Origin of the sequence: Nostoc sp. DedSLP04, from assembly GCF_034530775.1 — a bacterium.
Taxonomy (GTDB): Bacteria; Cyanobacteriota; Cyanobacteriia; order Cyanobacteriales; family Nostocaceae; genus Nostoc.
The window spans coordinates 154,112-173,427 of sequence record NZ_JAVRCL010000007.1 but is presented as its reverse complement, the minus strand read 5'-3'; the positions used below and the strand labels follow the sequence as shown (position 1 = coordinate 173,427).

Genomic DNA, 19,316 nt, shown 5'->3' with positions numbered 1-19,316 from the left:
AATAAATACAGCAATTTAATTTCAGAAGAGAGCATTGCATATCTGCGAGATGTTTTGCGATCGCTGCTAATTACAAAACTTATTCCCTACTCTGCAAGACAAGAAAGAAGAAATGCTTAACTAAACTGTATTCTGCTGTGTAAGGTTTTGATTTGTTTCTATGTTCTCCCCTTTCTTCCCACTGGTATACACATCGGTGTACCGGAAACCGGGTCTGGGATAACCCGACATTCCAATCCAAACACTTCCCTTACCATCTTCTCAGTAATCACCAAATTAGGTTCGCCAACAGCAAAAATTTCCCCTTCTTTCAGTGCTACTAAATAATCAGCATAACGACAGGCGTGATTCAAATCGTGTAACACCATGACAATCGTTCGTTGCTGATTTTGGTTCAAATCATACAATAAATCTAAAACTTCTATTTGGTGCGCCAAATCTAAAAAAGTAGTTGGTTCATCTAACAATAAAATATCTGTATCTTGAGCCAATGCCATTGCAATCCAAGCACGTTGTCGCTGTCCACCAGAAAGAGTATCTAACTCGCGTTCTGCCAAATATTTAATTCCAGTAATTTCTAACGCTAGTTCTACTAATTTTCCATCTTCTTTTGTCCACTGCTGCAACCAATTTTGATAAGGAAACCTTCCACAAGCGACCAAATCTCGAACGGTTAATCCTTCTGGTGCAACGGGGCCTTGGGTAAGAATTCCTAATTTTTTAGCAACATCTTTTGTTGATAGCTTAAATAAATCTGTTGCATCTAAATAAATTGTGCCAACGCGAGGTTTTAATAATCTTGCTAAACCCCGTAATAAAGTAGATTTTCCAGAACCATTTGCACCAACTAAAGCAGTTATTTTTCCTGGTGGTATATTTAAATCTAAATCCTTAATAATAGTTATATTATCATAACCCAAAGTCAAATTATTTGCTGACAGTTGGTAATGTAAATTATCGCTCGATAATGACATTGACATAATTAAACTTAAGAGAATCTTTGAGAATGTTGTAAGTATGTAATATCATATCTACTTGATGACTTAATTAAACCCAAAGAACCCCACCCCACGAAATCAGCGCTTTGCTTCCCCCTTCCCGCAGGTAGATAGGGGATTAAAAGGAGCCAGCGCAGTCATGGCATGAGCAACTGGCGCGTAGAGTGCAAGTACTATGAGAATCATAACTAATTACCTTGCCAATATAGAACAATACTAATTATTACAGCAAAAACTGCACCTGCATTCACCCCCAAAATACCAGGATCGGCCAATGGATTACGAGTCACACCCTGCATAATTGCACCAAAGTAGACATTGCTGCACCCACCAATATTGCCAAAAGCGATCGCGTGGGTTTGTATTTAGCATTAACATAATCAGAATTAGCCATTTGATGCGATCGCTAATCTCAGTCTGAAGAATTTGTGGTTCATCATTATTCAGTTATTTGTTTTCTGACAACGCTGCTAAAGAAATACTAACAAGCGTTATCAAAAGAACAATCTTCAAACTGTACAGGCAGGCTTTTGATGCATAACTCATGGTTAACGCAGTTCTCAAAAAGTTTTGCGTTCCTCCAAATGTGCTAGTACTTCTTTCCGAGTTCGCCAAACAGAACGCAATTGCTTGCGAGAAAACAGTGGTAGTTGGTCGGTAATGTGGGGCGAACCGGGTTGAGTAGCGTTACCGTAGCTGATGAGAGCCATTGCTTTTACTGGTTGTGAAAACTCAATGGTTGCAACATAACTATCACCAGCGACAGCTTGAAAGCGTTCATCGTTAGCTGGAGCAAAATTGAGGACGCGGAATATTCCTAGATCCCCATCGCCACCATTGGCAGGTAAATCTAAGTTTCCGCTACGGACTCGGAAGACTTCACCCCAAGCAACATCTAGCTTTCCATAAGCTTTTTCGACTTTTGTTGCTGCTATTTGTAGTGCTTTCGCCGCACTTTCTGGGTTTTTTAAACCATCGGGTGTGGTGCGCGGCGAGTTCTCACTCCAAGGAATACTGAAGGTTTGGTTTTTATCCATTTCTTGCCACCAAAAAGAAAACAATACCGCGCCTCGACTATCAGCATCAGCATTGCGATTCCAAGCAGCTAAAATATCAGCAGCACGACGAGCTAATTCATCGCCATATTTTTGAGCTGCGGGAATTAAATCATCGAGGATGCGTTCTGCAAGTTCCATTTTGGTGGAATGTTTGTACTTAATCATTTCCTCAAAAGAAATTTTTGGATCTTCAGCCAGTATTTTTGCAGAACTTTGTGCCCGGAAAGACATCTCTCCTCGTGGAGCCATATAAGCAGGGTAATCATCTGCTTTGATCGCAGCAGGGAAAGTCGTTGTCCAAGGTGCATCATTAGCATTTTGCAACCAACCGCTAGGCGGGTCAATTACACGCGGTAAATCTTTGTATGGGTGCATTTTTGTCCACAAAGTCTTAGATGTATCGCCAGGAATTAAACCTTCCCAGTATCGAAAGTCTCCCTGTTGACGAATCGGCACCAGACCGTTGAATAAGTGCATGATATGTCCGGCTCGGTCTGCATACATGACGGTAAACATTGGTAGTTGCAAGCGTTTCAATACCTTTTGAAATTGGGTTAAGTTTTGGGAACGCGCCATATCCCACCACTGTTCCAACACACCGGGACGGTCTGTACCGACAACCCGCAGTGCCACAGCAAACCCATCTTTTTCCTGAACGACTGCACCGTGGACGGAACTTTTGACTAATAATGGTTGTTCGACTAACGAGCCATTTTTTTGCTTAACTTTTAACAAAAACTTTGATGTTGTAAAAGGACGGACTTTGCCATCAAAAAGATAACCATCATCAGCTAATTTCAACTTATATACATCCCAACCATCATGAGTATTGACGGTATGAGTCCAACCCAAATAATCGTTAAAAGCGATCGCTAAAACTGGAATTCCCACCAGCGCTGCTCCAGAAGCATTCATTCCTGGGGCAGTAATTTGGGCTTCGTACCAGACAAATAAATCCGACCAGAACAAGTGGGGATTTGCCAGCAACATCGCCTTGCCACTGGCAGAATGCTTAGGTGCGATCGCCCAACCGTTAGAACCAGCTTCCGATTGAGTATGAGTAATACCTGCTACCTGTTCTTGGTTGACGACAAAAGTAAAATTCAGCACTCTTTGCAAATGCGCCAACACATCTTCTGGTTTTACAGGTAATACTATTTTTACTTGCTCGTCAATTAAATCAGGATGGGCTTTGGCATAAGTATTTATCCCACTGGCAAAGGCATTTATATAACTACGGAAAGCTGGACTTTGTGCCTGATACCAAGAATTAGCACGATCGGATACTCCCATCGTCAGTACCCATTTATCAGATTCTAAATACTCTTCTCCCCAGTATTCGGCTGCTTTTCCCCTAGCTTGACCATAGAGGCGCAACAGCAAGTTAGCGTGACTCTGCATTTGTGCCCAACCAAATGCAGAGAAAGCGCTTGGAGCATCTTTACCATATATATGCGGTATGCCGTAAGTATCCCATAATATCTCTGTAGTTTTGGGTGCAGTCGCAAAACTGTTATTTGCCAAAACTACAACTAAAATGGCACTGAGGATAAAAGCTAAAAATCTAGAAAATTTTCTTTTTAGTATTGACCGATCGAATTGCCACAAATAAATTCTAATATTCAACATGATGATTCGATTAAATTAATTTGACTAGCAAAATTTAGTGACTTTCGCCTATATTTCGTAACAAACAGACATTAAATCCATACTCACTAGCAACATACATAAAGAACATAGAACGTATCACAGTGGCATCTCAGCGCCTTTGTTTATGCCACCATAAGTTGATAAAAATTCCATACTAAGTAGAACAGGCGGGAGAAATCAAACTATGTTAATAAAAGTAAAGTGGACTAAAACCCTCTTTCCTTCTGCCTTCTGCCTCCTGCCTCCTGCCTGAACCTGATGATAAATATTCACAGCGACTTACTAGCGTGGAAATAATGCTTTTGAAGTAGCATTAATCCCACAGATGCCGAATAGACGAGCGATTGTATATTATCGATAATGCTTAACACTAGTTCTAGAAATTCTCAAAAGCTATCTGCGACTGATTTGCATCTAATTCTAGTGCTATTAGGAGACATTATCATAAAGCCTACACCTGAGCAAGCATTTATCAAAACTTCTGAATTTTATAAATCTGACTAAATATATAAGTCTTGTTAAGCTATTGGCATAGCAAAAACTAAGTTATTTAACTTTATTTAAACCTAGTCATCTATCTTTTGATATATTTATGGAATGTTTTTGTGATAAAAAGACAATAATAGTTTTTAATTAAAATTACTTGCTATCTTAGCTAAGTTGCTTTAAAGTTCTAAAAATAATTGCAAATTAGTAGCAATAGTAGCGATCGGTGTAAAACACAAGTAAAGACTCTAAATTATCGAGAATTAGATCGATATATTAGAGCGATCGCCGTTTTAGTGGAAGATGACCAAATCCCTCATAACTACTGCACAGTAGTTTGAGGGATTTACGATCTGTTCTTTTCCAAAAGGTAAAAAAGGACTGTTCTTTCTAGCTAATTGCTTTCTTTTTCTTCAGCCATATTCCTAATAAACCAGCAGTGACAACTATTCCTCCAATAGTTGATGGCTCTGAGTCGAATGGCACGCTTGTTAACGCCAAACCCATTACCTATAAGGCTTTTGGGTGTGGGGTGTGGCTGAGTGGGTGTAGTGAAGAAGGAAAATATTTATGTTCATACTCGATATTTTGTTTTCTTAATTTTCCCCGAACCTGCAACCCTACCCCCAACACCCTGCCTACACGAGCTTTCAGCTTTTCTTAGTGCCATTCGGCTCTGAGTCTTAATGGCATTCAGCAGTGCCCATAACTTATCCACTTGGACAATATACGTATAATTCTTTACTTGTAGAAAAATATATGTAAACTTTTATAATATCAATAACAAAAATGATTTGACATACACCTAATGATAGATAGATTTTATTAAGTAAATAGTTTAGATTTGTAACAAGTTACACAGAACTAGATAAAACACATGGCCAACATAATTGACACTGCCACTAACAATGGTTCTTTCAACACACTAGTTGCAGCAATCCAAGCAGCTGGTTTGGTAGATACACTTCAAGGTGATGGGCCATTTACCGTTTTTGCACCCACCGATGAAGCATTTAATAAGCTTCCAGCAGGTACAGTAGACGCATTACTTCAAGATATTCCAAAGCTCAAGAAAATCTTGACGTATCATGTTGTTTCAGGCAAGGTACTGGCTGCTGATGTAGTTAAGCTAAAAACAGCTAAAACAGTTGAAGGTTCAGATGTAAAAATTGACGCTTCTAATGGCGTTAAGATCAATGATGCAACAGTTGCAACAGCAGATGTTGCTGCTGATAACGGTGTCATCCACGTCATTGACACAGTTTTGATTCCTGCATAACCCAACGTCAGAATAGCGAATGCTATTTTTGGGGTGACGACTACCTATAGTCATTTCTTCATGACAGTCTGGTTGAATATTTTTTAGTAAACATCAACTACCAACAAATCCATCTAGATGCTGTCTAGATGGATTTATTGCTTTATGCGTGTAGAAACTTTGCAATTGCTAGTCTCTCTTAATTAAATGCAATCAAATTTTTAGTTTTGCTAAACCCAAATAACGGATACCTTCGGGGGAAATTTCAAAACGACAAGGTAAAACTTCTAAACCGAGAGCGATCGCATCCCGCAATAATTTACCATATATAGGATCTGTGCGATCGCCAGGGGAGAACTCGATACAATCACCGCGATTGATAAAGTAAAGCATCACCGCACGAGTCAAAGGTAACAGCGCCATCAGTTCTCGCAAGTGTTTTTGTCCTCTTGTAGTCTCCGTGTCAGGAAATAAAGCTAATCTCCCTTCAGACAAAGTTGTATTTTTCACTTCTAAATAAATCGGGCGTTCCTCATCACTTCCCGTCAAGAAAAAATCCACTCGACTTTTTTTATCTAGCCCATAAACCACCTCGCCCTTGATTTGGCTGTAGTCGCCCAATTCTGGAAAAAGATGTTTCGCCAAAGCTAGCTTTACCACCCGATTGGGCAAAAAAGTATTTATGCCTACCCAAGTCGGCTGATTGTCATGTACCTGAATTAGTTCTAGAGTGTAAGCCAATTTGCGGTTAAGATTATCGCTTTTGGAAAGCTGTACTGCACTTAGAGGTGTCGATACTCCAATCATTGGCCCTGTATTAGGACAGTGTGCTGTCACTATTTCGCCAGAAGTCAGTTGAACGTCAGCAAAAAACCGCTTGTAACGCTTGAGTAAAATACCGGGATACAAAGGTGGGTATTTGTAAAGCCAATCTATCATTATGGAACCTTGTTGCTGTTTGTAAATATACGTCGATTCTTTGCCCACCAAACCCATATCTGCAAATCTTTTCAGCAGCTACTCCGCCCTGCGACAGCATTTGAGTAACTTTACATATCATGGATTGTCAATTTTTGTAGTCAAATTGACAACATAGTAATAAAAAGTAGCATATACTAAGTATTACAAGCCTCCCATAAAAATCTGGGAGAATTTCAACGTGCAAGGAGGTAAATCCTATGCAAAAAGTGTGGACAGCAACGGAATTAGAATATGCTTTTCTGTTTACTCTCAGAAAGGTAAATTCTATCAATCCAGAAGGTTTTAAGGCATTTTTTAGTAATATGCCTATTGACCCTTATATCAAAGGCACTTATCGTTCCAGAAGATTATCTCGGTTTACAGTTTATGGAAATCAATTAATCAAATTACCTCATGGCTACCTCTTTCAAAGTAAAGAGTATAATCCATTAGTGGGTGACATAAAAAGAGAGTTTGCAGAATTAGAAGATGCACTTATAGAACTTGATATTTTTAAGAATCTTGTCTTAGCATTCAGTGATTCTTGTAAACTTCATCCTGAAGCTGAAATCGGAGTTCATCAAATTAGAACTATTTGTTCGGCGGATAATTTGGGTAATCCAGCACCTGAAGGTATCCATCAAGATGGTACTGATTTTATCGGTATATTTTCAGTAGATAGAGATAATATTCAAGGTGGAGAAACACATCTATATACTGACAAAAAACAAAAGCCCGTATTTAGCAAAGTTCTAAATCCGGGAGAACTATTATTAGTCAACGATCGTGATTTTTTCCACTTTACCACTCCGATCAAACCACAGATTGATGCTCAAGGAAGTAGAGATGTTTTTGTGCTAACTTCTCCCAGCTTGCTTTCAGAATAATTTTAGTCAACCGTAAATATTTTACAATCTACGAAATATGGGGAATTGAATGTAGTCATTTCCCCAGCTTTTTTATTTGGAATTGGAAATAATCGTGCTGATAGTGGTTTATCTAATTTGATAGCTAAAGTTGCCATATCAATTAATAAAGCTGTAATTTTTTCTATTGTGATATCACCAGGAATCGGAACTGTATCCAGTCCACAGCCACAAACTGCTGAATATAATAATAAATTTGTAATATTATATGTTTGCTCATTAGCTCTGGTAGCTAGTCCAACATCTTCACAAACTGGAAGCATCAGTCCAGAATAACCACAGGTTTTTACTGATACATTTTTCAAGACGCGAGTCAACATCCCAGAAATTGCGAGAGTTCCTGAATGCCCAAACTTGCCATTCATCAATTTTTCATAAGCAAAAGCAATACTATTTTCTTTATCTAAAGATGGAGCTATAGATGTATCAATTCCTCTATATATAACAGCAAATTTATCGGAGATTTTTTCAGCAATAACTGCGATTTTATTTAATTCTAATTCTAAAAGTAATTGCAGGTTTTGCTCTGCTGTAGAAATATTGTTAGCTTGTGAAAATGCTTGCGTTACCAAATCGCCTAACTCTAAACCTATAGCAAAAGATGTATTGCCTGTATGGTATGACGTAGGAAAAAATGGGATATCTGGCTGGCAGTTTGCCCATGCACAAAAATGAAAATTACCATAGCCATTTTCACTTTCTTGGGAAATACGTTTAATAACTTTGGCAGATTCTTTAACATTCTTAAAAATTATCCCGTTTTCCCTGTCTCCTATTTTACTAGAGCAATAAATAATTGATGTATTTTTATTGATATCTGGAATTATATCTATAGTTTCCGATTTGCTGGCATAACCAATATTGAAAAAGCTGATATTCAAACTTTGACAAAGTTGTTCGATAGCTTGAATTTCATTAATAATTTCGATTTTAGATAAACCTTGCAGATATTCTTCCCAGCTATTAGTAGCAATTCTAGTTGTTTGGACTTCATATCCTTGTTTTTCAAACAAAATCTGTACCTGCTGATTAAATTCAGCAGCTTGCTTAATTTTTTCCTGATATTGCAGAGATTGAATTGATATACCTGTTGTAATAGTTCTAATTTTCATTATTATAAATAATTAGCGAGCTTTTAATTAAACTTAACTCTAAAATCTGGACGCGTACAATATTCTATTGGATAAATTCCATTTATAACAACTTAGGATAGCGTGTTGTTTTTATTTCAGAAAAAATATGAAATATACTTAAAATATGAAGATGAGTGCATAGGTTAGGCTACAAAAGAAGTCTGCTGGAATTCAATGAACTGAATCAACCAAACAAATGCCATGAATGACGAATTCTACAATAGGGGATTGGAAAAGGCTAGGCGAAAAGACTACGCGGGAGCAATTGAGGAATTTAACCATGCTTTACAACTGACACCTTACTTTAGCGAAGCTTATTTACAACGGGGTTTAGCACATTATGACTCAGGAGCAATCCTGAAAGCTGTTTCAGATTATACCGAAGCCCTGAAGCTGAATCCTGAGAGTGTAGAGGCATATTATTGCCGGGGATTGGCTAGAATAGCGCTGAAAAATTTACCGGGGGCGCTAGATGATGTTGAACGCGCAATTCGTCTGAATCTCAATTATGCTGCTGCTTATAATCTGCGGGGAATGGTGCGGCGCAAACAAGGTTATATTCAAGATGCGATCGCTAACTTTAAAAAAGCTGCTGGGTTATATCTAGAGCAACAGGATAAAGAGAATTGTCGTCTGGCTTTGGAACGAATTAAACAGCTACAACCTAAAGAATTACCTGTCCTTGAGGAATCGCGTGCCACTAATGCGCCGATTTTATCTACCAATGATTATTTCACACAATTATTAGAAAAAGCTGAAAAGGGAGATACTCAAGAAGCACTCGCCGATTTAAACTGGGTATTAAAAGCCGATCCCCAAGATGCCCAAGCTTACTGCTGTCGTGGGGTTGTGCGTTGTAAAATGGGAAATTATCGAGAAGCGATCGCAGATTTTAATCAAGCATTACGATTAAATTTTCAAGATGCCATTGTCTATCGCAACCGAGGTAAAGCCCGTTCTGTTTTAGGAGATCATCAAGGTGCGATCGCGGATCTTAACCAAGCACTCCAGATGCAACCCGAAGATGTCTTAGTTTATATTGCCAGAGGTAATGTCTATCGAACAACGGGTAATTATCTCGCTGCAATTCAAGATTACACCCAAGCGCTGCAAATTAATTCTGATGATGCTCAAGCTTACTACAATCGCGGCATTGCCTATACTTGCTTAGAAGAAATACAAAACGCCGTGGAAGATTATCAAAGGGCGGGGAGTATCTTTTGCGAACAAGAAGACTGGGAAAATTATCAACAAGTCTTAAATAGCCTCGAAAAAATCCAGAAATTTAGTCCAGAGTCAAAAAAGCAAAAATATCACCTGCTACGTCAGCGACTTTTACGAATGGTTGGGGGATATTGGGAAATTGCCGAACGATTGATTCAGCAAAACAAAGATTACCATCCTGGGATGTCAGACGAGTGGTATTTGCAAAAAGTGATTGATGATTTAGAACGCGATCGCAATAGATAAAATAAGCTAATCAGCATTCAAGTTGCATAATCAGGGCGGACAAGATGTCCACCCCACAAGATACTGAGAAAATTTTAATATACAAAATAGATGTGCTTTAGCTTATAAATGCCACTACAAACGTAAAATCACCCGTACATTATTTATACGGGTGAAAATGCGATTGCTTGTTATTTTCCAATGAAACTAAATGCAGTTTATATTTAGCACCGTCTCAAAGTTTAGTTAGAAATGCGACTTTGACGGCGACGGCGCAATCCAAACATACTAACTGCTCCCACCGCAAACATTGATAGAGTAACAGATGGTTCAGGAACGGTAGCACCAATTAACGCTTTAACATTTGCCTCACCGACATCAAGAACGACGACAACATCATTAAAGTCGCGATCGGAACTTTCGTTCCACTTACCAGTTGCAGAATCTACCCCTGAAGCGTATAAATTTCCGTATAAGTCCTCAAATGCCAGGAGGATGTAGTTGTTGTAAGCATAAGCAACTGCGTGCTGTAGTCCGTCAGCGTTAGAGGCAGTGTCAGTACCAAAGATATTGGCAGAGTTGCCACGGTTCAAACCATCAGCTCTCAACCATAAATCTAGTTGAGTACCTGCGGTAACATTACCAACTTTGACCCCATCACCTAGTTTTAGTGCGTTACCGCCCCAGCCACCAACACATCCAGTCCCTTCACAAGAAATATCATTAAAAAGCAGCCCAGATTTGTTAGTAGTTCCTGTAGCTTCAAAGGCTAATTGGTTTCTATAACCTGCGCCCTCATTAATAAAGTAAACAGAAACATCGTGGTCATATTTTAGATTTAATTTACTGGGGTCTAATTTAAATTGTCCGCTGTTTGGAAGGGCAGCACTTTCTGCTTGGACAAATTGTTGAAAAGGAGCGTCGTTAAAACCAGTTTGAGACTTATTATATACAGTTGGTTGAGTCCATGAACTATTCCAATTAAAATCAGCAGCAGATGCAGTTTCTACTTTGGAAACTAATCCGGTTAATGTAGCTGTAGCGGCAATCAAGGCAGTGAATAAATTAGGTTTCATTTTATGAGCCATTAAGTAGGAAAAACAATTTAGATAATGCTTTTTGAGCAGCTATCTCTCTTCAGTTGTCTCTTACTTCTAACAGCTAGACTTCTGTAACGTCAATCTGTCTATTTACTTTTGCTAGTATATTTAAATAGCGCTTTATCTAAAGTGCTTTCACTGAAAAAATAGAATTTTTATCTAGTATGATACTGTTATCAACACTTAGTAGTTAAACTTATGTATGATTAAAACTTCATGAATAATATATACTTTTTATGAAAATCAGATATGCAATTTCTATAGTGAAAAGCTAAAAGCTTAATCTATAGGCATTTTCATTTAAATGAGGTAGATAAGTAATGGTGTGCCGTCATCCGTATCAACGAAGCTAAGGCTTAGTTAATACGCTGCTATACAAATAGAGATGATCTCCGTACTTACGTTGGGAAACGTAGTAATCTATCAAATCAATGAAACCTGGGTAAATAAGTTTGGTCTTTGTTTTAAGCGCTAAAGTGTTTACTACGTACTACGTTTTAGTTGACTTGATTAACTAGTAGTCTGTCAAAATCGACTTCGGTATCGTCAGAATCTAGAAGTTATGCCGAGGATGGGAGACAATTTAAGGGGGTTCGACTTTAAAATGACAGTCTTTGCTTAGACTTGATGAATATCTTTTAAGGTTAAAATAATCAAGCTTTTCCAGAGCTACATTCCCCCTTTCACAGATAAAATCTATATATGAACGCTACACAAGAAAAACTAAAAACTCTCTTAGAGCAGGCTTTAGTCGCAGCTTTTGGCGCTGACTTCGCTGGAGTAGATCCAATTTTGGTTCCTGCTAGCAATCCTAAATTTGGCGATTATCAGGCGAATGTGGCTTTATCCCTGAGTAAAAAGTTAGGATTGCAACCAAGAGCGATCGCAGGTGCGATCGCCCTGAAACTAGATGTATCCGAAATCTGCGAACCCCCGGAAATCGCTGGGCCAGGATTTATTAATCTCAAACTGAAAACAGCATATTTAGAAGCACAACTCAATGCGATTCAAGCAGATCCCAGACTAGGAGTTCCAGCCGCGAAAACGCCGAAACGGGAAATTGTGGATTTTTCCAGTCCCAATATTGCCAAAGAAATGCACGTCGGACACTTGCGTTCGACGATTATTGGTGATTCCATCGCCCGGATTTTAGAATTTCTTGGACATGATGTGCTGCGGTTAAATCATGTGGGTGATTGGGGTACGCAGTTTGGGATGTTAATCGCCTATCTGCGGGAAGTTTACCCAGACGCGCTTACCACCGCTAATGCTTTAGATATTGGTGATTTAGTCTCTTTTTATCGCAAAGCCAAATTGCGGTTTGATACAGATGAAGCTTTTCAAGAAACAGCACGCCAAGAAGTTGTCAGATTACAAGCAGGTGCAGAAGATACACTCCATGCTTGGAAACTATTGTGCGAACAGTCGCGCTCCGAGTTTCAAATAATTTATGAGTTGCTGGATATCAAGTTAACTGAACGAGGCGAATCTTTCTACAATCCTTTATTACCAGGAGTTGTGGAAGATTTAGAAAAATCTGGATTACTGGTAGAAAACCAAGGGGCAAAATGTGTTTTCTTGGAAGGCTTTAAAAATAGAGAAGGTGAACCTTTGCCTTTAATTATCCAGAAATCAGATGGCGGCTATAACTACGCCACAACTGATTTAGCATCCCTCTGCTACCGGATTCAGCAGGATAAAGCAAAGCGGATAATTTATGTAACAGATGCTGGACAAGCAAACCACTTTGCTCAAGTTTTCCAAGTCGCACGCAAAGCCGGATGGATTCCTGATGATGTGGAATTAGTCCATGTTCCCTTTGGGTTAGTGTTAGGAGAAGATGGTAAGAAATTCAAAACTCGTTCTGGGGATACTGTGCGGTTACGGGATTTATTAGATGAAGCTGTTTCTCGTGCCCATGCTGACCTAAAAACTAGATTACAAAAAGAAGAACGTATTGAAACTGAAGAATTTATTAATGAAGTTGCTAGGGTAGTTGGAATTAGCGCAGTTAAGTATGCAGACTTAAGCCAAAATCGCACCAGTAACTACATCTTCAGCTACGACAAAATGCTGGATCTCAAAGGTAATACTGCGCCCTATATGCTGTATGTTTATGCACGAATTTATGGGATTAGCCGCAAGGGTGATATTAACTTTAAAGAGTTGGAAAATAATGCTGTTTTGTTGCAGCATGAAACAGAATTAGCGCTGGCAAAATATTTACTTCAACTGGATGAAGTTATTAGTAGTGTAGAGCAAGATTTGTTGCCCAATCGTTTATGTGAGTATTTGTTTGAACTGAGTCAAAAGTTTAACCAATTTTACGATCGCTGTCCTATACTACAAGCGGAAGAACCGCAGCGCACATCTCGCTTGATTCTGTGTGATTTGACTGCTAGAACTCTGAAGTTGGGATTATCTTTATTGGGAATTCAGGTATTGGAGAGGATGTAATATTTTTTTTAACGCAAAGTTACGCTGAGGTAGCGCAAAGGTACGCAGAGTAAGAGTTAAGTTAAAGCTTCTTTGTGTACTTTGCGGTTTTTTAATTAGAATTGCTGGACTGGAGGCGATCGCTTATGGTACGGACACCATCTAAAAACATAACTTTGGCAGAGTTTCTAATGTTACCAGAAACGAAGCCCGCTAGTGAATACATCGATGGCCAAATTATTCAAAAACCTATGCCACAGGGAAAGCACAGTACAATTCGAGGTGAAATGATTAGCACCATCAGCTCAATAGTGAAGCCCAAGCGAATTGCTCGCGCTTTTCCAGAACTGCGGTGTACTTTTGGTGGAAGGTCAATAGTGCCAGATATATCTGTGTTTACTTGGCAAAGAATTCCCCGCGATCAAAATGGTGAAGTTGCCAACGTATTCCAAGCAGCTCCCGATTGGACTATTGAGATTCTATCGCCTGACCAAAGGCAAACAAAAGTTACAAAAAATATTTTACATTGCCTGAATTATGAAACACAAATGGGTTGGCTGATCGATCCAGAAGAACAAACGGTATTTGTATACATTCGCAATCAACAGCCAGTCATGTTGGATGAACAAGAAGCTTTACTCGCTGTGCCAGATTTTGCAAGTGAGTTGAGGCTGACAGTAGGAGATTTATTTGGTTGGCTGTTGGAGTAAACCCAATCATGTCAAACCCTAACAGCCTGAGTAAGGAAATACAGCAAATACAACAGGTTTTATGGGTAGGAATCGGTTGTAAACGGGGAACATCATGGGAGTTGATCGATTGGGCAATTGAGCAAGTGTTTCGAGAAAATCAACTTTTTCCAAGTGCGATCGCAGGTATTGCTACCATTGACACTAAAGCCTCGGAAGTTGGCTTAGTCAAACTTTGTCGCCTCCGCAATTTGCCCCTAAAAACCTTTTCTGCGGAAATACTTCGCTCTGTCTGTGTCCCCAATCCTGCCACAATTACCGACGATAAAGTAGGTACACCTAGCGTAGCAGAGGCAGCTGCTATTCTTGCAGCTTCTCAACTTACATCTTTGACTATTTTCCCCTTTACAAACATAGAAGAATTGCGAGTGAAGTTTTTAGTTTCTAAACGAATTTTCCAAATACAAGGGCAACCAGGAGCGGTAACTCTTGCTGTTGCCCAAGCTTTAAATATTATTAGTATTACAAAAGTTCCTTAATTTTCTAGTCAACAACTCTCAAAAAATAGTTAATGATACTAGAAACAATTGCTAGTACAATTGAACCTAACAAAGCAGGTAAAAAACCCTGAATCTCAAAACCAGAACCAGGAGTTAGGACACTTGCCAGCCAAAGGGCTAAAGCATTAATCACCAATGTAAATAAACCAAAGGTGAGCAAGGTAATTGGAAACGTCAAAATCTGTAAAATTGGTCTAATAAATGCATTAACCAAACCAATTACAAAGGCAGCGATTAAGGCAGTCACAAAATTCTTGATAAAGAATCCTGGAACAATATTAGCTGTAATGAATAACGCCACCGCAGTACCGAGCCAAGTTAATAAAAAGTGTTGCATAAGTTTTTTTAGAGGATTTAGCAGTAAGTTTAATTAATTTCACTATTGCCAGTTGTGATTTGTAACACGATCGAGTGTTGTTGTGCTTGACTCCTAAAGTTGCCATCATCTTTTATCAGCCTAAAATCAATGTAATTTTTCAGTGCTGGCAAGAGAGATACTTCTAATCGGTATATCTTTATCGTATTGCAGGATGTACCGCAGTGAACTACCCACACCGACCTGAATACAATTTAAGTGGGGAACTTACAATGATTTAGTTAAATTCATAAAAAATGCTGTGAAGCGCAAAACCCCTACAGAGGTTTATTGAAGTTGAAAAACCTCTGTAACTTGGGGATTTCCAAAAAAGAAATAGCTTCTCAGAACTTCGGAGCATTTTATCAGCGTTTTTGCTTACACGCAAAGGAGATGCTGGCTATGCTCATACCATACTTAACGCCGCAAAAGAACCTCCCAGGTAGAGCCACCAACTACGCCGTCAGGTTCTAAACCATAGCGTTTTTGTGCAGCTTTCACTGCTGCTTCGGTTGTCTCGCCAAAGTCTCCATCGGCATCACCTTTCAAGAAACCAAGCTTTTTCAGTTGTTGTTGCAACTTAACAACTTCAGAACCACGTAATCCTATACGCAAAATTGGCAATCCTTCTGAGGTGTATTGAATACCAGGAGTTCGTTTTGTAGTTGTGTTTGACTGAGTTCTAGTAGTTGATGTAGTACGCTTCGGCGGTTTCTTTGTGCTAGAAGTTGTAGTTTTTCTGGGAGTAGCAGGTCTTGGCTCAGGGTTGTTCGTAACCTGGGTTACAGCTTTTTTTGGGGTAGTAGGTTTTGGTTCTGGTCTAGTCGGAACTTGTGTTACAGCTTGTCTGGGAGGGTTAGGGTTGGGATTTCCAACGTTGGTGAGGTTACTAGCCTGGGTTGGAACAGGAAAATTTGTAGCTGAGTTAAATCTTGGCTGGGATGAAGGGGCGGTTGATGCTACTACTGGTTGATTAGGAAAAAGTCGTTGCCAAGTGCTGGCATCAACAACGCCATTTGGATTCAAGCCAGCTGCTTGTTTAAATCGGGAAACAGCACTAGCTGTATTTTCACTATAAATACCATCTACTGCACCAGAATAAAAACCCAAAAGTTTCAGAGCTGCCTGAAGTTCAGCTACACGTTCGCCTTGACTGCCAACTTTGAGGCTAGGGCGGTTGATGCTATTTCCAGGATTTACTTGGGCAATTTTTTGTGGGGCTGCGATTGATACTACAGCCGTTGAGGTAATAAGCAGAGGCGTAGCAGAAAACAAGAGTATTTTAATGGCTGATAAAGATTTAGACCTCTTTGGCCACCAATCTTTTTGCCGTTTTTCCATTCTACAGCGATTTACAGTTGGGTCTAGTAATTTTAAGTAACTCAAAATACTTGCTGTCAGGCTGCTTTGCATGGAATTCACTCCCAGAATATTCTCATGCTAATGGTACAGCCGCTTGGTCTAAAAAACAGCTGCTGCATTTTACAATATCTCCGACGGGCGTCGTTGCGGCAGATTCTCAGTTCGCGATCGCTCGATTAATTGCTTCTTCTTGACCAACTAAAGACAAGTAAGGCTCTTTTAAATATTTACAAGCTGAAGCGATCGCATCTTTGGTACTCACCGCCGCAATCAATTCTTGGAACTTGCTGTCAAAATCAATTCCTAAGCCCAAAATTTCATACCAACCGTATATCTGAGCAATTTGTCCGTTGGTTTGTTTACCCAAGGCGTATTGCCCCAGGATCTTATTTTTAGCAGCTTGGAGTGCGCTTTCGGATACTTCGGTAGTACATAATAAATCTACTTCTGTACGCAGTCCTTCTAGAGCAATGCTGGTATTTTCTGGTGCCGTACCCATGTAAACCATAAACGACGCTGGAAATAGTCTTGTGGAGTAAAAGGCGGATACTTCGTAAGCTAAACCACGTTTTTCCCGCAATTCGACAAACAAGCGACTAGAAAGCCCATTTCCTAAGTAGGTACATAGCAACTTCAAGGCGGCGTAATCAACAGAACTCACCGATGTTCCTAAATAACCGAGCATCAGAATTGATTGTTGTGTCTGTACTGGCTTAACCCTTACCTGCGGTTCTACCTTAATCTCAGGTAAATTCAGTATTGGTAGTGCTTGGGCTGGCGCTTGCCAATCAGCAAAAACTTCTTCCACCAATGCTACTGCATCTGTGGGTGTGACTCTACCAGCAATACTAATTACTATATTATCTGGACGAAAATAAGTCTGGTGATATTCCACTAAATCTGCACGAGTTAAGCGGCTCATGGTGGATTCATCTCCCAGCACTGACATGGAGTATGGATGATTTTGGTATATTACCTGTCGCATTTGTTCAAAAGCGACATTGAACGGTTGCTCTTTTTGAGAACGAATATCTTGGAGTGCTAAACGCCGTTCTAGTTCCACTTGAGTTTCAGGAAAAGTAGGCGATCGCAAAATCCGTCCTGCCAATGTTAAAATTTCCCCAAAATCGGATGTTACCGTTTTGAACGATAGTAAAAAATAATCAGTGCCAGCATCCGCACTCAAACTCGCCCCTACAGACTCAACTTTTTCTGCAATTTCTAAGCTAGAAAGTCCATCACATCCCTTTGTCATCACTGCTGATAACAAATGTGCTAACCCTGCTTGTTCCCGGTTTTCGTTACAACTACCGGCACGCACAAAGATTCGCGCTGCAATAATGTCCGCAGCCGGATTTTCTGCCACCAGCACGACAAGGCCATTGTTCAATACAGTGCGATGGATGGGCGATTTTTGCAGCAAGGTTGTCATTTATCATTTGTCCTTTGTCATTTGTCCTTTGTCCTTTGTCCTTTGTCATTAGTCATTAGTCATTTGCCATTCGTCTTTTGCTAATGACTAATAACTAATAACTAATGACTAACACGGTTTAAGTACAGTAACCGCGTAATTCTCTGGCGAGAGATACTGTTTAGCTAATTTTTGCAATTCTTGGGCATCAAAAGACTGAATCTGCTGGGGATATGTCACTGCTAATTCAGCTTGGGCAATGGTATTGTAATATCCATAAAGCCCTGTAAGTTGATTTGGCGTTTCGGTAGAAAACGCATACTCGTTACATAGCAACCTGCGTGTACGAGCAAGTTCTTGTTCGCTAATTCCTTTAGTCTGCAAATCATCCAAATGAGCGCAAATTAAAGACTCAACTTCCTCCAGATTTTCTGGTTCTAACCAAGCAGTAATTGTAAATAAACTCGATTCTCGTTGTAGAGAAAAACTACTGCAAATTCCCTGTACCAATTGCAAATCTTCTCGTAAATCACGCACTAAACGCGAAGTCCGTCCTTCTGCCAATAACACTGACAAAAAATCTAAAGCATAGCTAGTACGGATATCTTCTACTCCGGGTACCAGCCACGCCATCAACAATCGCGCTTGCTCTATCCGTGGTAAACACAATTCTTGACGATGAATTCCGGCGATCGCTGGCTTTGTCACTTTCTCAAACTGCGGACAATTTGAGCGTTCGGCAAAATCAGAAAATGAATGATTTACCATTTCCCAAGCTGGTTGCTGGGCTATACCCCCAGCAATTACCACCGTCATATTTTCCGGCTGATAGTGAGTGCGGTGAAAACAGCGCATTGCTTCTGGCGATTGCTGCATCAGTTCTTGCTCAGTACCCAGTACCGAACGTCCGTAAGGGTGATGCGGATAGATGCTTTGAATTAGTGCTTGAAATCCTATCCAGTCGGAATCGTCTTGACAAGAGCGAATTTCTTCTAGCACCACGTCTCGTTCTCGGCTAAATTCATCTTCTGGAATTGCCGCATTGAGTAGTAGTTCTCCCAAGTAGGGCAGAGTATCTTTTAAATAAGGGGCAGCTGTGGTGAGTGAATAATGAGCATAATCATAGCTTGTCGCTGCATTACTGATGCCACCCCGGTTTTCAACTTTGGAATCGAACATTCCAGGGGGTAGCGTCGCCGTACCTTTAAAAATCATGTGTTCTAAAAAGTGCGCCATGCCAAACCACGGTTTTGGCTCTAAGCTGGCTCCAGCACGCACCCAAACATCCGCCACAACTACAGGAGTAGTGGGAATTTCTTGATGAATAAAAGTTAAACCACTCTCTAGTCGGAAGATCGAGGCTGGAAATACGGTATTAGTTAGTTGTTTTAACAATTTTTTGTAGTTTTAACCACAATTTAACGCAATTGTGTAATTTTAACTCTGAACGCTACCTCATTTAGAATCAAGGTATACAGATTTAGT

General features: G+C 39.7%; 17 protein-coding genes and 1 pseudogene. 7 read left to right on the top strand and 11 right to left on the bottom strand.

What is annotated here, in order from left to right; translation table 11 throughout:
* Positions 1-158: 158 nt before the first annotated feature.
* From RMX89_RS06575 to RMX89_RS06565, 3 genes and pseudogenes are all read right to left on the bottom strand, one after another.
* Complete coding sequence (locus RMX89_RS06575; RefSeq protein ID WP_416211966.1) at positions 159-980, bottom strand: ABC transporter ATP-binding protein; 822 nt, start codon at positions 978-980, stop codon at positions 159-161.
* Positions 981-1,201: 221 nt separating this feature from the next.
* Positions 1,202-1,350 (bottom strand): annotated as a pseudogene (locus RMX89_RS06570) (iron chelate uptake ABC transporter family permease subunit); the annotation flags it as partial.
* A gap of 208 nt (positions 1,351-1,558) precedes the next feature.
* A complete protein-coding gene (locus tag RMX89_RS06565) occupies positions 1,559-3,685 on the bottom strand; it encodes an acylase (protein ID WP_322688355.1) in 2,127 nt (708 codons plus the stop codon).
* Between the two features lie 704 nt (positions 3,686-4,389).
* Between RMX89_RS06565 and RMX89_RS06560 the strand changes: the two genes are divergently transcribed.
* Positions 4,390-4,533 (top strand): hypothetical protein, encoded by a 144-nt coding sequence (locus RMX89_RS06560; RefSeq protein WP_322688354.1) that lies wholly within the window; start codon positions 4,390-4,392, stop codon positions 4,531-4,533.
* A 49-nt stretch (positions 4,534-4,582) separates the two neighbouring features.
* Here RMX89_RS06560 and RMX89_RS34450 read toward each other — a convergent pair whose 3' ends face one another.
* Positions 4,583-4,699, bottom strand: coding sequence for a PEP-CTERM sorting domain-containing protein (locus tag RMX89_RS34450; protein WP_416211965.1), 117 nt, complete (start codon positions 4,697-4,699; stop codon positions 4,583-4,585).
* A 370-nt stretch (positions 4,700-5,069) separates the two neighbouring features.
* On the opposite strand from RMX89_RS34450, the gene RMX89_RS06555 reads away from it, so the two are divergent.
* On the top strand, positions 5,070-5,471 hold the full coding sequence (locus RMX89_RS06555) for a fasciclin domain-containing protein (RefSeq protein ID WP_322673082.1): 402 nt from the start codon (positions 5,070-5,072) through the stop codon (positions 5,469-5,471).
* A 192-nt stretch (positions 5,472-5,663) separates the two neighbouring features.
* On the opposite strand, the gene sfsA is transcribed toward RMX89_RS06555, so the two are convergent.
* Entirely contained in the window at positions 5,664-6,389 is a 726-nt protein-coding gene (gene sfsA, locus RMX89_RS06550; RefSeq protein WP_322688353.1) for a DNA/RNA nuclease SfsA, read from the bottom strand.
* Between the two features lie 239 nt (positions 6,390-6,628).
* Between sfsA and RMX89_RS06545 the strand changes: the two genes are divergently transcribed.
* Complete coding sequence (locus RMX89_RS06545) at positions 6,629-7,297, top strand: 2OG-Fe dioxygenase family protein (RefSeq protein WP_322673080.1); 669 nt, start codon at positions 6,629-6,631, stop codon at positions 7,295-7,297.
* Positions 7,298-7,299: 2 nt separating this feature from the next.
* Here the strand turns inward: RMX89_RS06545 and RMX89_RS06540 are convergent, their stop codons facing one another.
* The gene (locus RMX89_RS06540; RefSeq protein ID WP_322688352.1) at positions 7,300-8,448 is read right to left on the bottom strand and encodes a DUF711 family protein; all 1,149 of its coding nucleotides are present in this window, start codon (positions 8,446-8,448) and stop codon (positions 7,300-7,302) included.
* Positions 8,449-8,670: 222 nt separating this feature from the next.
* On the opposite strand from RMX89_RS06540, the gene RMX89_RS06535 reads away from it, so the two are divergent.
* On the top strand, positions 8,671-9,939 hold the full coding sequence (locus RMX89_RS06535) for a tetratricopeptide repeat protein (protein ID WP_322688351.1): 1,269 nt from the start codon (positions 8,671-8,673) through the stop codon (positions 9,937-9,939).
* A 221-nt stretch (positions 9,940-10,160) separates the two neighbouring features.
* Here the strand turns inward: RMX89_RS06535 and RMX89_RS06530 are convergent, their stop codons facing one another.
* Positions 10,161-10,994 (bottom strand): DUF4114 domain-containing protein, encoded by an 834-nt coding sequence (locus RMX89_RS06530; RefSeq protein WP_322682707.1) that lies wholly within the window; start codon positions 10,992-10,994, stop codon positions 10,161-10,163.
* Between the two features lie 726 nt (positions 10,995-11,720).
* On the opposite strand from RMX89_RS06530, the gene argS reads away from it, so the two are divergent.
* The 3 genes from argS (at position 11,721) to RMX89_RS06515 (ending at position 14,682) form a co-directional block, all read left to right on the top strand.
* The gene (gene argS / locus RMX89_RS06525; protein WP_322688350.1) at positions 11,721-13,475 is read left to right on the top strand and encodes an arginine--tRNA ligase; all 1,755 of its coding nucleotides are present in this window, start codon (positions 11,721-11,723) and stop codon (positions 13,473-13,475) included.
* Positions 13,476-13,600: 125 nt separating this feature from the next.
* Entirely contained in the window at positions 13,601-14,164 is a 564-nt protein-coding gene (locus RMX89_RS06520) for a Uma2 family endonuclease (RefSeq protein WP_322688349.1), read from the top strand.
* Positions 14,165-14,172: 8 nt separating this feature from the next.
* Positions 14,173-14,682, top strand: coding sequence for a cobalamin biosynthesis protein (locus RMX89_RS06515; RefSeq protein ID WP_322688348.1), 510 nt, complete (start codon positions 14,173-14,175; stop codon positions 14,680-14,682).
* A 4-nt stretch (positions 14,683-14,686) separates the two neighbouring features.
* Here the strand turns inward: RMX89_RS06515 and RMX89_RS06510 are convergent, their stop codons facing one another.
* From RMX89_RS06510 to RMX89_RS06495, 4 genes are all read right to left on the bottom strand, one after another.
* Positions 14,687-15,040 (bottom strand): phage holin family protein, encoded by a 354-nt coding sequence (locus RMX89_RS06510; protein WP_094347683.1) that lies wholly within the window; start codon positions 15,038-15,040, stop codon positions 14,687-14,689.
* Positions 15,041-15,475: 435 nt separating this feature from the next.
* Positions 15,476-16,471, bottom strand: coding sequence for a peptidoglycan-binding domain-containing protein (locus RMX89_RS06505; RefSeq protein ID WP_322688347.1), 996 nt, complete (start codon positions 16,469-16,471; stop codon positions 15,476-15,478).
* 106 nt (positions 16,472-16,577) lie between these two features.
* A complete protein-coding gene (locus RMX89_RS06500) occupies positions 16,578-17,852 on the bottom strand; it encodes a pitrilysin family protein (RefSeq protein WP_322688346.1) in 1,275 nt (424 codons plus the stop codon).
* Positions 17,853-17,960: 108 nt separating this feature from the next.
* Positions 17,961-19,226 (bottom strand): pitrilysin family protein, encoded by a 1,266-nt coding sequence (locus RMX89_RS06495; protein ID WP_322688345.1) that lies wholly within the window; start codon positions 19,224-19,226, stop codon positions 17,961-17,963.
* Between the last annotated feature and the right edge of the window lie 90 nt (positions 19,227-19,316).

Coding starts and splice junctions, on each gene's coding strand:
- RMX89_RS34450 (WP_416211965.1), bottom strand. CDS start 4,699: ATGGGTTTGGCGTTAACAAGCGTGCCATTCGACTCAGAGCCATCAACT.
- RMX89_RS06530 (WP_322682707.1), bottom strand. CDS start 10,994: ATGAAACCTAATTTATTCACTGCCTTGATTGCCGCTACAGCTACATTA.
- RMX89_RS06555 (WP_322673082.1), top strand. CDS start 5,070: ATGGCCAACATAATTGACACTGCCACTAACAATGGTTCTTTCAACACA.
- RMX89_RS06520 (WP_322688349.1), top strand. CDS start 13,601: ATGGTACGGACACCATCTAAAAACATAACTTTGGCAGAGTTTCTAATG.
- RMX89_RS06545 (WP_322673080.1), top strand. CDS start 6,629: ATGCAAAAAGTGTGGACAGCAACGGAATTAGAATATGCTTTTCTGTTT.
- RMX89_RS06535 (WP_322688351.1), top strand. CDS start 8,671: ATGAATGACGAATTCTACAATAGGGGATTGGAAAAGGCTAGGCGAAAA.
- RMX89_RS06565 (WP_322688355.1), bottom strand. CDS start 3,685: ATGTTGAATATTAGAATTTATTTGTGGCAATTCGATCGGTCAATACTA.
- RMX89_RS06510 (WP_094347683.1), bottom strand. CDS start 15,040: ATGCAACACTTTTTATTAACTTGGCTCGGTACTGCGGTGGCGTTATTC.
- RMX89_RS06515 (WP_322688348.1), top strand. CDS start 14,173: ATGTCAAACCCTAACAGCCTGAGTAAGGAAATACAGCAAATACAACAG.
- sfsA (WP_322688353.1), bottom strand. CDS start 6,389: ATGATAGATTGGCTTTACAAATACCCACCTTTGTATCCCGGTATTTTA.
- RMX89_RS06505 (WP_322688347.1), bottom strand. CDS start 16,471: ATGCAAAGCAGCCTGACAGCAAGTATTTTGAGTTACTTAAAATTACTA.
- RMX89_RS06575 (WP_416211966.1), bottom strand. CDS start 980: ATGTCAATGTCATTATCGAGCGATAATTTACATTACCAACTGTCAGCA.
- RMX89_RS06500 (WP_322688346.1), bottom strand. CDS start 17,852: ATGACAACCTTGCTGCAAAAATCGCCCATCCATCGCACTGTATTGAAC.
- argS (WP_322688350.1), top strand. CDS start 11,721: ATGAACGCTACACAAGAAAAACTAAAAACTCTCTTAGAGCAGGCTTTA.
- RMX89_RS06540 (WP_322688352.1), bottom strand. CDS start 8,448: ATGAAAATTAGAACTATTACAACAGGTATATCAATTCAATCTCTGCAA.